We start from the raw sequence: 12,480 nt of genomic DNA, 5'->3' as shown, positions 1-12,480 counted from the left end.
CGAAGGCCACGCCCAGGGCGATCACCGACATCCAGAAATACTTCCAGCGGGCGATCAGGCCTTTGGTATCTTTGCGCACGACTTTACGGTAATCATCAACGAAACCGATGATGCCGTAGCCGATTAATACCGTCAGTACGCACCAGACGTACGGGTTAGATGGATAGGCCCACAGCAGAACGGAAACGGTGATCGCGGTGAGGATCATGATCCCGCCCATGGTCGGAGTACCGCGTTTACTGAAATGAGACTCCGGGCCGTCGTTACGTACGACCTGGCCAAAGGCGAGTTTTTGCAGACGGGCGATCATGCGCGGGCCCATCCACAACGAGATGAACAGCGCGGTCAGCAGGCTGACGATGGCGCGAAACGTCAGATATGAAAAGACGTTAAAGCCGGAATAATATTTGACCAAGTGTTCGGCCAGCCATACTAACATGTCCCAGTCTCCTGTAATGCGCGTACTACCTCTTCCATGGCGGCACTACGTGAACCCTTCACTAAAATGGTCATTATTTTGTGCTCCGCCAGCAGCTCGCGCAGGCGAGCCACCACGGCGGCTTTATCGTTAAAANGCATGACAGGCCGGTCATACCCAGCCCAATAATGACGACTTTTTTACCCTGATAATCTGCCATGATTAACGTACCTTCAGCGTCGCCAGGCCAATCAGCACCAGCATCAGCGAAATAATCCAGAAACGCACGATAACGCGCGGTTCCGGCCAGCCTTTCAGTTCATAGTGATGGTGAATCGGCGCCATGCGGAAGATGCGCTGACCGCGCAGCTTGAAGGAGCCGACCTGCAGAATCACCGAGAGCGTTTCCACCACAAATACGCCGCCCATAATCACCAGCAGGAATTCCTGGCGCAGCAGCACGGCGATAATCCCCAGCGCGCCGCCGAGTGCCAGCGAACCCACATCGCCCATAAAGACCTGTGCCGGATAGGTGTTAAACCACAGGAAGCCCAGGCCCGCGCCGACAATCGCCGTACAGACGATCACCAGTTCACCGGCGTGACGCAAATAAGGGATATGCAGGTAGTTGGCGAAATTCATGTTCCCGGTCGCCCAGGCAACCAGCGCGAAGCCGGCGGCAACGAATACGGTTGGCATAATCGCCAGCCCATCAAGGCCGTCGGTCAGGTTGACCGCATTACCGGTCCCGACGATAACAAAATAGGCCAGCAGGACGTAGAACAGGCCCAGCTGCGGCATCACGTCTTTAAAGAACGGCACCACCAGCTGAGTCGCCGGCGTATCTTTACCCGCCATATACAGCGCAAAGGCGACGCCCAGCGCAATCACCGACATCCAGAAGTATTTCCAGCGGGCAATCAGGCCCTTGGTATCTTTGCGAACCACCTTACGGTAGTCATCAACGAAGCCGATGATGCCGTAGCCCACCAGTACCGTCAGCACGCACCAGACGTAGGGGTTAGATGGATAGGCCCACAGCAGAACGGAGACAACAATGGCGGTCAGGATCATGATCCCGCCCATGGTCGGCGTACCGCGCTTACTAAAGTGAGATTCCGGGCCATCGTTACGTACAACCTGGCCAAAGGAGAGTTTTTGCAGACGGGCGATCATGCGCGGGCCCATCCACAGAGAGATGAACAGCGCGGTCAGCAGGCTGACAATGGCGCGAAACGTCAGGTAGGAAAAGACGTTAAAGCCTGAATAATATTTGACCAAATGTTCGGCCAGCCATACTAACATGTTCCGTTCTCCTGTAATGCGCGTACTACCACTTCCATGGCGGCACTACGTGAACCCTTCACTAAAATGGTCATAATTTTATGTTCTGCGGTGAGCTCGCGCAGGCGGGTCACCAGCGCGGCCTTCTCGCTAAAATGTTCGCCAACGCCGCTGGCGCCGCTGATCTCTGCGCTCAACGTACCGACGCTCAGTACGCGATCGAGCCCGGCCGCTTTTGCCGCTTCGCCCACCTGACGATGGCACGCCTGGCTTTCCGCGCCGAGTTCGGCCATATCGCCAACGACCAGTACCCGGTACCCCGGCATCTCAGACAGCACCTGTACCGCAGCGGTCAGCGAGCCGACGTTGGCGTTATAGGAATCATCCAGCAGCAGCTGGCTGTCGGTCAGCTGAATCGGGAATAACCGCCCCGGTACCGCTTTCAGATCTTTCAGACCCGCTTTGATCGCCTCATGCGTCGCCCCCACCGCCATTGACAGCGCCGCGGCAGCCAGCGCGTTGGCGATGTTATGGCGCCCCGGCAGCGGTAGCAGTACATCAACGCTGCCCGTTGGGGTCTGCAGAGTAAATTCAGTCCCGTGCGACGTCACATGAACGTTGGTTGCCGTGAAATCGCTGTGGGCGGCGTTCGGCGAAAAACGCCAGGTTTTACGCTCGCCAATCACGCTTTGCCAGTTCAGCCAGTCATTATTGTCGGCGTTCATAATCGCGATGCCGTTGAGCGGCAGACCGGTGTAGATTTCGCCCTTGGCTTTCGCCACGCCTTCCAGAGAGCCAAAGCCTTCCAGGTGCGCGGCGGCCAGGTTATTCACTAACGCGGCTTCGGGACGGGTCAGGCTAACGGTCCAGGCAATTTCCCCCTGGTGATTAGCGCCTAACTCGATGACCGCGTAGTCATGTTCTTTGGTGAGACGCAGCAGCGTCATCGGCACGCCGATATCGTTGTTCAGGTTACCTGCGGTATACAGCGTATTGCCGCACTGGCTCAGAATCGCCGCGGTCATCTCTTTAACCGAGGTTTTTCCGGAAGATCCGGTCAGCGCGACCACGCGCGCCGGCACCTGCTGACGCACCCACGCGGCCAGTTCGCCAAACGCCAGACGCGTATCCTTCACCACCACCTGCGGTAGATCGCAGGCCAGCTGACGGCTGACCAACAGTGCGCCCGCGCCGGCAGCTTTCGCCTGTTTGGCAAAGTCATGCGCATCAAAGCGCTCGCCTTTTAGCGCCACGAACAGGCAGCCCGCCGTGATTTTACGGGTATCGGAGGTGACGTCATCAATCGCCACATCGCGGCCGTGCAGCTCGCCATGCGTGATGCCGGCGAGCTGGCTGAGAGTCAAGCGAATCATGCTACCGCCCCCAGCAGACGCGCCACGGTGACGCGGTCAGAGTAATCGAGTCGGCGATTGCCGACGATTTGATAGTCCTCGTGGCCTTTGCCCGCCACCAGAACGACGTCGTTTTCTTTCGCCTGCATCACCGCATTAGTGACCGCTTCCGCACGACCTTCCACCGCCCTGGCATGGCCCGCGTCCAGCATGCCGGCCAGAATGTCATTGATAATCGCCCGCGGCTCTTCGGTGCGCGGGTTGTCGTCGGTGACAACCACGATATCGGCAAACTCTTCGGCGATAGCGCCCATCAGCGGACGCTTGCCTTTGTCGCGATCCCCGCCGCAGCCAAATACGCACCACAGTTTACCGCGACAGTGCAGACGCGCCGCCTGCAGCGCTTTTTCCAGCGCATCAGGCGTGTGGGCGTAATCAACGACCACGGTCGGTTTACCCGGCGCGGCGAACACTTCCATACGCCCGCATACCGGCTGCAGGCGCGCGGCGGTTTTCAGCAGTTCGGCAAGCGGATAGCCCAGCGCCAGCAGGGTGGCTAAGGCCAGCAGCAGATTGCTGACGTTAAAGGCGCCCATCAGGCGGCTTTCGATCTCGCCGTTCCCCCAGCTGGAGGCAAACTGAATGGTGGCGCCGCTATCGTGATAGCTCACGGCGGTCGCTTTGAGCCAGCGGCCCCGGCAGTTCGGGTTAATGTGATCTTCCATCGATACGGCGACCGCATCCGGCAGCTTCGCCAGCCAGCGGCGACCGACTTCATCGTCCGCATTAACAATCGCCTGCCCGCAATGGTGGGTTGAGTAGAGCAGCCATTTCGCCGCTTCGTAATGCTCCATATCACCGTGGTAATCGAGGTGATCGCGGCTCAGGTTGGTGAAGACCGAGGCGGCAAACTGCAGCGCGGCTACGCGATGCTGCACCAGCCCGTGGGAAGAGACTTCCATCGCGGCGAACGTCGCCCCCTGCCCTGCCAGGCCAGAGAGTACGTGTTGAACATCAACGGCCGAACCGGTGGTGTTTTCCGTTGGGATAACTTTCTCCAGCAGGCCATTGCCTACGGTTCCCATTACCGCGCTGGTTTCCCCCAGCCGCTGCGCCCACTGCGCCAGCAGCTGTGTCGTGGTGGTCTTGCCGTTAGTCCCGGTGACGCCCACCAGGCGCAGTTGTTCCGAAGGCTGATGGTAAAAACGCCCGGCCAGCGCGGATAAGCGCTCGTTGAGTTGGCTCAGATAGATAACCGGCACACCGTGCATTTCACGGATTTCGCCGTCATGGGCCTCATCTTTGGCCTCAGCAATAATGGCAGCAACACCTTGCGCTATCGCCTGCGGGATATAACGACGCCCGTCCGCCTGATGACCTAAAACCGCGATAAAAAGATCGCCAGAAGCAGCCACCCGGCTGTCCAGCGTCATTTCTCGCAGAATTCGCTCCGGCGCATTTGGCACCCACGGAGCGAGAAGGTCGCGCAAATTACGATCTGCCACCTGTTCCCTCGCCTTGATTAATCACTAATTCACTTTTTTCAGCCGTTGCCAGCGCATCCGGTTCAATGTTCATGGTGCGCAGTACGCCGCCCATGATGGCACCGAAGACCGGCGCGGAAACGGCGCCGCCGTAGTATTTACCCGCCTGCGGATCGTTGATCACCACCACCAGCGCAAAGCGCGGATGGCTGGCGGGCGCAACGCCTGCGGTGTAAGCAATGTATTTGTTGATGTAGCGGCCGTCGGGCCCTACTTTTTTCGCCGTACCGGTTTTAATGGCGATGCGATAGCCTTTGATCGCCGCCTTCACGCCGCCGCCGCCGGGCAGCGCCACGCTTTCCATCATATGAACAACGGTACGAACGAGTGATTCCGGGAAGACGCGCTCGCCCGGAACCGGTGGATCAACTTTGGTAATCGACAGCGGGCGATAGATGCCGTAGCTGCCGATCGTTGCGTAGACTCGCGCTAACTGTAACGGGGTTACCATTAGCCCATAGCCGAAAGAAAAGGTGGCCCTCTCTATGTCAGACCACCGTTGTTTTTGAGGGTATAAGCCACTGCGTTCTCCGACCAACCCCAAATTGGTCGCTTTTCCGAGTCCAAAACGTGAGTAAGTATCTACTAACGCTGAGGACGGCATCGCTAACGCCAGCTTAGAAACACCGACGTTACTCGACTTCTGTAGTACCCCGGTCAGGGTCAATTCGCTGTAGCGCGCCACGTCTTTGATTTCGTGGCCGTTAATTCGATAGGGAATGGTGTTCAGTACGGTATTTTCGTTAACAATGCCGCGCTGAAGCGCGGTCATCACCACCATCGGCTTCACCGTTGAACCTGGCTCAAACACGTCGGTAATGGCGCGGTTACGCATCGTATCTTTGGAGGTGCCCGCGAAATTATTCGGGTTGTACGACGGGCTGTTGGCCATCGCCAGCACTTCGCCGGTGTTAACGTCGACCAGAACCGCGGTACCTGACTCCGCTTTGTTGAACGCCACCGCATTATTCAGCTCGCGATACACCAGCGCCTGCAGGCGTTCGTCAATGCTCAGCGCCAGGTTATGCGCGGCCTGGCTATCGGTGGACGAAATATCTTCGATTACCCGACCATAGCGGTCTTTACGCACGATACGCTCGCCGGGCTGGCCGGTAAGCCACTTATCAAAGCTCTTCTCTACGCCCTCAATCCCTTGGCTATCGACGTTAGTGAAGCCAATGAGGTGAGCGGTTACTTCGCCAGACGGATAGTAGCGGCGGGACTCTTCCCGCAGATGAATCCCCGGCAGCTTCAATTTACGGATGTAGTCGGCCATATCAGGGTTCACCTGACGCGCCAGATAGATAAAACGCATCCGTGGATTGGTATTGATGCGCGATGCCAGCTGATCCAGCGGCATATTCAGCGCATCGGCCAGCGCCTTCCAGCGGTTGTCCAGGGTCACGCCCCCGGCTTCATGCAGCTCTTTCGGGTCAGCCCAGATAGCTTTTACCGGCACGCTCACCGCCAGCGGGCGGCCGGAACGATCGGTTATCATTCCGCGCGCGGTAGAGACTTCCTGCACGCGCAGAGAACGCATATCGCCCTGGCGTACCAGCATGTCCGGGCTAATCACCTGTAGCCAGGCCACGCGGCCCAGCAGGAAGCCCAGCGCCAGCAGAATACAGCCGCACAGCAACGCAAAACGCCAACTGATAAAGTTGGCCTGTTCTTCCTGACGTTTTGCTTTTGGCGTTTTCGGCGCTGCTTTCATGCGTCGCAATAATCCTTATTTCTGTACAACGATATTTTCTTGTGATGGATCGACGTGCTGCATCTGCAGCTTCTCGGTCGCGATCCGCTCAACCCGACTGTGATCGCCGAGAGCATTTTCTTCGAGGATCAGGTTGCGCCATTCAATATCCAGCGCGTCGCGTTCCAGCACCAGCTGTTCGCGCTGCGCGGTTAAGAGGCGAGTATGGTGCGCCGTTGTCACCACCGTAATCGCCGTAATAATGATGCAAATGAACAGGCAGAGTGGCAGCTTCCCAAACCGCAGGAGGTCGTCTCCGATCACGCCAGGCAAAGCATGGCGCTCGTTGCTTCCTATCGACCCTTTCACCTTGCTTAGGGCTTCTGTCACTCTGCCGATCATGCGTTCGTCCTCTCTGCAATACGCAGAACTGAACTACGGGCACGAGGATTTTCAGCTACCTCTTTTTCGCCCGGCATCAACTTGCCTAATGCTCTTAGCTCACGGCCGCCCAGTTTTTTAAGCTGCTCTTCGGTCATCGGTAACCCTGCCGGAACCTGCGGACCGCGGCTTTGCTCGCGCATAAAGCGCTTCACAATACGGTCTTCCAGCGAGTGGAAACTGATGATTGAGAGCCGCCCGCCCGGGGCCAGCACGCTGAGCGAGCTTTTTAGCGCCTGCTCTATCTCCTCCAGTTCACTGTTCACCCAAATGCGCACCGCCTGGAAGGTACGGGTCGCGGGATGTTTGAATTTATCTTTCACCGGCGTCGCCGCCGCAACGACCTCCGCCAGCTCTTTGGTACGCGTCATCGGTTCCACGCGGTTGCGTTCGACGATGGCGCGGGCAATGCGTTTACCAAAGCGCTCTTCGCCGAAGGTTTTGATGACCCAGGCGATATCGGCTTCGTCGGCGGTTTGTAGCCATTCAGCGGCTGACTGGCCGCGCGTCGGATCCATGCGCATATCCAGCGGACCATCGCGCATAAATGAGAAGCCACGTTCAGCGTCATCCAGCTGCGGCGAGGAGACGCCAAGATCGAGCAGAATACCGTCGATCTTGCCGGTTAGATTGCGCTCGCCAACATAGTCGGCCAGCTGAGAAAAAGGACCATGAACGATGGAAAAGCGGGGATCATCGATAGTTTTCGCGACGGCGATAGCCTGCGGGTCGCGATCGATCGCCAGCAGGCGTCCCTCCGCTCCCAGCTGGGAGAGAATCAGGCGCGAGTGACCGCCGCGGCCAAAGGTACCATCAATGTAGATACCGTCAGGACGAATATTCAGGCCGTTAACGGCTTCATCCAGAAGTACCGTAGTGTGTTTATAATTTTCCATCATTTTACAAAGACAAATCCTGCAGGCGCTCCGACAGTTCCCCGGAAGCGGACTGCTCAGCGTCGATATCTTCCTTGACCCGTTGATACCAGGTCGTTTCGTCCCACAGCTCAAACTTATTGAACTGCCCGACCAGCATCACTTCTTTTGTCAGCCCGGCGTGTTGCCGCAGCACCGGGGCGATTAATAGCCTCCCGGCGCTATCCATCTGACATTCGCTGGCATGTCCCAGAAGCAAACGCTGTACGCGCCGCTCGGTGGGGTTCATGCTCGATAAACGCGATAATTTTTGCTCGATGATTTCCCATTCAGGCAAAGGGTAAAGCAGCAGGCACGGGTGATGGATGTCAATGGTGCACACCAATTGACCGGAAGCGTTCTCGATCAGCCCGTCGCGGTAGCGCGTCGGTACGGCCAGACGGCCTTTGCTGTCGAGATTGACTAACGTTGCCCCACGGAACATGCCAGCCTCACCCCTTTTCGCCACTTTACCCCACAAATTCCCACAAGAAGGAGTTTACGGAGCGGAGGAAAAGCTTGTCAAGCCAGCACGGATGCCAACAGAGCTCAAAAACCCATTATTTACAGCCGATATTCGCCCTGAGGAAAAATCAACCAACAAACGAGGCAAATTAACGTTATGAATATCGGTAAGAAAACAACCAACAAACTTGTAACAGTTAAAGCAGCAAAATATCTTCGAAGGGAAAATATAAAGTGTCAGTTTGCGACGCGAGCGGCATTTTAGGCCATTCTGATGACCGTTAACAGCACCAGTTTTCACAGGAGAGGCACTCTTACTGCGGGGTACAGCGCTTATCGCTACCATAATAGCGAGGAAATGAGTGTTAATTCAGCAACTCACCCGCTGAATGTAACAAAATAATACAAATAAATATGCTAATCCTTTTATGGGCTAATTAAACCGCGAAATAAATGGCGCGAAGAATAGAATTAAAAGAGATGTCAGGAAGATTAAGGATTTGTCTGAAAGATCCTTAACCCTGCAATTTTTACGTCATCTCAGCGGATTATCGCCAGACGCGTCTCCGTCTGGCGAATACTCTACGAATAATCCTGGTCACGCGCTTAGCGTCGATTCAGGCTGCCGCGACGATAAAGATTGCGCCGGATACGGCTTAACCCAGGTTTCGGCTTACGCGGTTCATCAAGGCTGGCGAGCACGATCTCCAGCACGCGCTCCGCCACGTCGCGGTGGCGCTGGGCCACGGCTAAAACGGGACACTGGAGGAAATCCAGCAGCTCATTATCGCCAAAAGTGGCAATAGCCAGCTCGGAAGGCAGCTTCCCTTCCCGGCGCAGCGTGACGTCCATCACGCCCTGCAGCAGCGGAAACGAAGTCGTAAACAGCGCCTGAGGCATTGGATGCGTTTCCAGCCACTTTTCAAAGAGCTGCGCCGCGGCTTCGCGCTCGTAGCTGTTTGCATAGAGGAAATGCACCTCTCGCGGATCGTCCTTCCATGCCGTACGGAATCCCTGCTCGCGCAGGAAGCTCACCGAAAGCTCCGGCAGCGCGCCAAGGTACAGCACCGTTTCAGCCGGAAACTTACGCAATTCCGCCCCGAGCATTTCAGCATCGTCCTGATCGGCACCCACCACGCTGGTGAAGTGCTCTCGATCGAGCGCGCGGTCAAGCGCGACAATCGGGAACGGATCGTTAGCCCAGCGCTGATAGAACGGATGTTCAGGCGGTAATGAGGTGGAAACGATTATCGCGTCGACCTGACGCTGCAGCAGATGCTCAATGCAGCGCATTTCGTTATCCGGCTGATCCTCGGAGCAGGCGATCAATAGCTGATAGCCGCGCTGGCGCGCCTGACGCTCCAGGTAATTAGCGATGCGCGTATAGCTGGTGTTTTCCAGGTCCGGGATAACCAGACCAATGGACCGCGTACGTCCTGCACGCAAGCCTGCAGCAACCGCATTCGGATGATAGTTGTGCTCACGAACCACCGCCATCACCTTTTCAACAGTTTTATCGCTAACGCGATACTGCTTCGCTTTCCCATTAATCACATAGCTAGCGGTCGTTCGCGAGACACCGGCCAGCCGGGCGATTTCATCCAGTTTCACAATTGCCCCTTGGGTAATAAGTACAGAACATAACCATTCTTCAGGTATGGATTCGTTTTTATAACATCTAAGCGCAGAAAAGTAAGCGCAGCAACCGCTTTAGTCCACAGTTCCCACCGATTTCGCAAAAAAATAGCCCGACAGGCTGTGTCGGGCTATTTTTACGTCGGTTTCAGCGGCTCAGCGCATGATTTTGTCGCCGCGCGACAATCCGACTACGCCCGAGCGGGCGACTTCAACAATTCGCGCCACGTCGCGCAGCGAAGCCAAAAACGCATCCAGCTTATCGCTGGTTCCCGCCAGCTGAACGGTATAGATAGACGGCGTGACGTCGATAATTTGCCCACGGAAGATTTCCGTATTGCGCTTGACCTCATCGCGTCCATAGCCGCTGGCCTGGACCTTTACCAGCATAATTTCACGCTCAACGTGCGCGCCTTGTCCAAGCTCGTTAACGCGCAGCACGTCGACCAGCTTGTGCAGCTGCTTTTCTATCTGCTCAATCGCTTTCTCATCGCCAACGGTTTGAATCGTCATTCTGGATAACGTCGGATCGTCCGTCGGCGCTACCGTCAGGCTTTCAATATTATAACCGCGCTGTGAAAAGAGGCCGATCACGCGGGATAGCGCGCCCGATTCGTTCTCCAGTAATACTGATAATATCCGGCGCATAATCAGGTCCTCTCCGTTTTGCTCAGCCACATCTCGTCCATACCGCCGCCGCGAATCTGCATGGGGTATACATGCTCACTGCCGTCAACCGTTACATCAACGAAAACCAGTCGATTATTACGCACCTGCTCCAGCGCCTCAGCGAGCTTCGCTTCCAGCTCCTGCGGGTCGCTGATACGAATCCCCACGTGGCCGTAGGCTTCCGCGACGCGAGCAAAATCAGGCAATGACTCCATATAGGATTGTGAATGACGGCCAGAGTAAAGCATATCCTGCCACTGCTTCACCATCCCGAGGTAGCGGTTATTGAGGTTCAGCACCAGCACCGGCAGCTCGTACTGCAGCGCGGTGGAGAGCTCCTGAATATTCATCTGGATGCTGCCATCGCCGGTCACGCAAATCACCGTTTCTTCCGGCAGCGCCATCTTCACGCCCAGCGCGGCGGGAAGGCCAAATCCCATCGTTCCCAGACCACCTGAGTTGATCCAGCGCCGCGGTTTGTCGAAAGGATAATAAAGCGCCGCGAACATCTGATGCTGACCCACATCGGACGTCACGTACGCATCGCCGTGCGTCAGCCGCCAGATGGTCTCAATTACCGCCTGCGGTTTAATCTTGCCGCTTTGCGTGTCGTACTGCAGGCAATGACGCGCGCGCCACTGCTCAATCTGCTGCCACCAGTCGCGGATTTCATCCAGCGGCTGCTGCGTCTCTTCATGTTCGAGCAGTTCCAGCATCTGTTCCAGCACCAGGCGGGCGTCGCCAACGATAGGCACGTCGGCAGGAACGGTCTTGGAGATCGAAGTGGGATCGATATCAATATGCAGCACCGTCGCGTTCGGACAGTACCTGGCCAGATTATTCGTTGTACGATCGTCGAAGCGCACGCCAACGGCGAAAATCACGTCGGAATGGTGCATGGTCATATTGGCTTCATAGGTCCCATGCATGCCCAGCATCCCTAACGCCTGCTGGTGTGAAGCAGGGAAGGCGCCCAGCCCCATCAGCGAAGACGCCACCGGCAGCTTCAGTTTCTCAACCAGCGCGAACAGCTGCGGTTCACATTGCGCATTAATCGCCCCGCCACCGACATAAACCACCGGTTTTTTGGCCGCCACCAGCGTCTGCAGCGCACGTTTAATCTGCCCTTTATGACCCGACGTCGTCGGATTATAAGAGCGCATGCTGACCGTATCTGGCCAGGCGTACGGCAGTTTTTTCGCCGGATTGAGAATATCTTTCGGTAGATCCACGACGACCGGGCCGGGACGCCCGCTGGCCGCCAGCCAGAACGCTTTTTTCAGCACGCCGGGAATATCTTCGGTTTGCTTAACCAGAAAGCTGTGTTTTACCACCGGTCGGGAGATCCCCACCATGTCGCACTCCTGGAAAGCATCGTAGCCAATTAAGGACGTCGCGACCTGGCCGGAAAGAATCACCAGCGGAATGGAATCCATATAAGCCGTCGCAATGCCGGTAATCGCGTTAGTCGCCCCCGGACCCGAGGTCACCAGGACTACCCCGACCTCGCCCGTTGCGCGCGCAAGGCCATCCGCCATATGCACGGCAGCTTGCTCATGGCGGACCAGTACGTGATCGATTCCGCCAAGGGTATGTAACGCATCATAGATATCGAGGACCGCGCCCCCGGGATAACCGAACACCTGCTTGACGCCCTGATCGACCAGCGACTGGACGACCATTTCGGCTCCTGACAACATCTCCATGGTTTGCCTCCCGGCTTATAGTTTTTAACGACAGCGGAATCCGATTTCCGCGCGCTCGCACAGGACGAAGCGCAAAAGCTTCGTCCTGAGGTGAATAGACTGCATGCCGTTACCATAACTGCTCGCTAACGGGCAGGCAATTGGCGACCGTCGGCACCTAAGAGGCATTAAAAGGATAAAAGAAAGGTTCGCAGCTAAAACACGGTGAAAAACTTCGGAGATAAGAAAATATGATAGTCAATGCTCGGGGAAAATAACCAACTACAGCAAATCATCCATTTTTTAACGGGCAGCGCCGGGGGCGGATAATCGCAAACAGAATAAAATTCTACGTTTAGTGATTTTTGTCACACAAAGCA

The 12,480-nt window shown here is 56.5% G+C and carries 10 protein-coding genes and 3 pseudogenes; all 13 read right to left on the bottom strand.

All coding sequences use genetic code 11. The annotated features are described in order from the left end of the window. Positions 1–439, bottom strand: a pseudogene (mraY, locus tag FQK12_RS24460) (phospho-N-acetylmuramoyl-pentapeptide-transferase); the annotation flags it as partial. Further along, a pseudogene (gene murF / locus FQK12_RS24455) lies at positions 433–573 on the bottom strand (UDP-N-acetylmuramoyl-tripeptide--D-alanyl-D-alanine ligase); the annotation flags it as partial. The pseudogenes murF (FQK12_RS24455) and mraY (FQK12_RS24460), both read right to left, overlap by 7 nt. Positions 574–575: 2 nt before the next feature. Beyond that, positions 576–638 (bottom strand): annotated as a pseudogene (locus FQK12_RS28050) (hypothetical protein); the annotation flags it as partial. Between the two features lie 2 nt (positions 639–640). Further along, positions 641–1,723, bottom strand: coding sequence for a phospho-N-acetylmuramoyl-pentapeptide-transferase (mraY, locus tag FQK12_RS24450; RefSeq protein ID WP_004098585.1), 1,083 nt, complete (start codon positions 1,721–1,723; stop codon positions 641–643). Further along, a complete protein-coding gene (gene murF / locus FQK12_RS24445) occupies positions 1,717–3,075 on the bottom strand; it encodes a UDP-N-acetylmuramoyl-tripeptide--D-alanyl-D-alanine ligase (RefSeq protein ID WP_014227918.1) in 1,359 nt (452 codons plus the stop codon). Before murF (FQK12_RS24445) ends, mraY (FQK12_RS24450) begins: the two co-directional genes overlap by 7 nt. Continuing rightward, on the bottom strand, positions 3,072–4,559 hold the full coding sequence (gene murE, locus FQK12_RS24440; protein ID WP_014227917.1) for a UDP-N-acetylmuramoyl-L-alanyl-D-glutamate--2,6-diaminopimelate ligase: 1,488 nt from the start codon (positions 4,557–4,559) through the stop codon (positions 3,072–3,074). The genes murF (FQK12_RS24445) and murE overlap by 4 nt, the downstream gene beginning before the upstream one ends. Further along, a complete protein-coding gene (locus tag FQK12_RS24435) occupies positions 4,546–6,312 on the bottom strand; it encodes a peptidoglycan glycosyltransferase FtsI (protein WP_004098582.1) in 1,767 nt (588 codons plus the stop codon). The genes murE and FQK12_RS24435 overlap by 14 nt, the downstream gene beginning before the upstream one ends. A 15-nt stretch (positions 6,313–6,327) precedes the next feature. After that, positions 6,328–6,693, bottom strand: a complete 366-nt coding sequence (gene ftsL / locus FQK12_RS24430; protein WP_002888550.1) for a cell division protein FtsL — start codon at positions 6,691–6,693, stop codon at positions 6,328–6,330. Continuing rightward, the gene (gene rsmH, locus FQK12_RS24425; protein ID WP_004098579.1) at positions 6,690–7,631 is read right to left on the bottom strand and encodes a 16S rRNA (cytosine(1402)-N(4))-methyltransferase RsmH; all 942 of its coding nucleotides are present in this window, start codon (positions 7,629–7,631) and stop codon (positions 6,690–6,692) included. Before rsmH ends, ftsL begins: the two co-directional genes overlap by 4 nt. Position 7,632: 1 nt before the next feature. Continuing rightward, positions 7,633–8,091, bottom strand: coding sequence for a division/cell wall cluster transcriptional repressor MraZ (mraZ, locus tag FQK12_RS24420; RefSeq protein ID WP_009654608.1), 459 nt, complete (start codon positions 8,089–8,091; stop codon positions 7,633–7,635). Positions 8,092–8,717: 626 nt separating this feature from the next. Next, a complete protein-coding gene (gene cra, locus FQK12_RS24415; RefSeq protein WP_004098577.1) occupies positions 8,718–9,722 on the bottom strand; it encodes a catabolite repressor/activator in 1,005 nt (334 codons plus the stop codon). Between the two features lie 180 nt (positions 9,723–9,902). Continuing rightward, the gene (ilvN, locus tag FQK12_RS24410; RefSeq protein WP_004098573.1) at positions 9,903–10,394 is read right to left on the bottom strand and encodes an acetolactate synthase small subunit; all 492 of its coding nucleotides are present in this window, start codon (positions 10,392–10,394) and stop codon (positions 9,903–9,905) included. Positions 10,395–10,396: 2 nt separating this feature from the next. Then, the gene (gene ilvI / locus FQK12_RS24405) at positions 10,397–12,121 is read right to left on the bottom strand and encodes an acetolactate synthase 3 large subunit (protein ID WP_014227916.1); all 1,725 of its coding nucleotides are present in this window, start codon (positions 12,119–12,121) and stop codon (positions 10,397–10,399) included. Positions 12,122–12,480 lie beyond the last annotated feature (359 nt).

The organism is Klebsiella sp. ME-303, from assembly GCF_007910085.1.
Classification (GTDB): Bacteria; Pseudomonadota; Gammaproteobacteria; order Enterobacterales; family Enterobacteriaceae; genus Klebsiella; species Klebsiella michiganensis.
Note: the sequence above shows the minus strand (reverse complement) of the source record. Positions and strands in the feature narration are given on the sequence as shown.

Excerpts from the sequence above, each read along its gene's own strand:
- mraY (WP_004098585.1), bottom strand. The coding sequence starts at position 1,723 with ATGTTAGTATGGCTGGCCGAACATTTGGTCAAATATTATTCAGGCTTT.
- rsmH (WP_004098579.1), bottom strand. The coding sequence starts at position 7,631 with ATGATGGAAAATTATAAACACACTACGGTACTTCTGGATGAAGCCGTT.
- FQK12_RS24435 (WP_004098582.1), bottom strand. The coding sequence starts at position 6,312 with ATGAAAGCAGCGCCGAAAACGCCAAAAGCAAAACGTCAGGAAGAACAG.
- ilvI (WP_014227916.1), bottom strand. The coding sequence starts at position 12,121 with ATGGAGATGTTGTCAGGAGCCGAAATGGTCGTCCAGTCGCTGGTCGAT.
- ilvN (WP_004098573.1), bottom strand. The coding sequence starts at position 10,394 with ATGCGCCGGATATTATCAGTATTACTGGAGAACGAATCGGGCGCGCTA.
- murF (WP_014227918.1), bottom strand. The coding sequence starts at position 3,075 with ATGATTCGCTTGACTCTCAGCCAGCTCGCCGGCATCACGCATGGCGAG.
- ftsL (WP_002888550.1), bottom strand. The coding sequence starts at position 6,693 with ATGATCGGCAGAGTGACAGAAGCCCTAAGCAAGGTGAAAGGGTCGATA.
- mraZ (WP_009654608.1), bottom strand. The coding sequence starts at position 8,091 with ATGTTCCGTGGGGCAACGTTAGTCAATCTCGACAGCAAAGGCCGTCTG.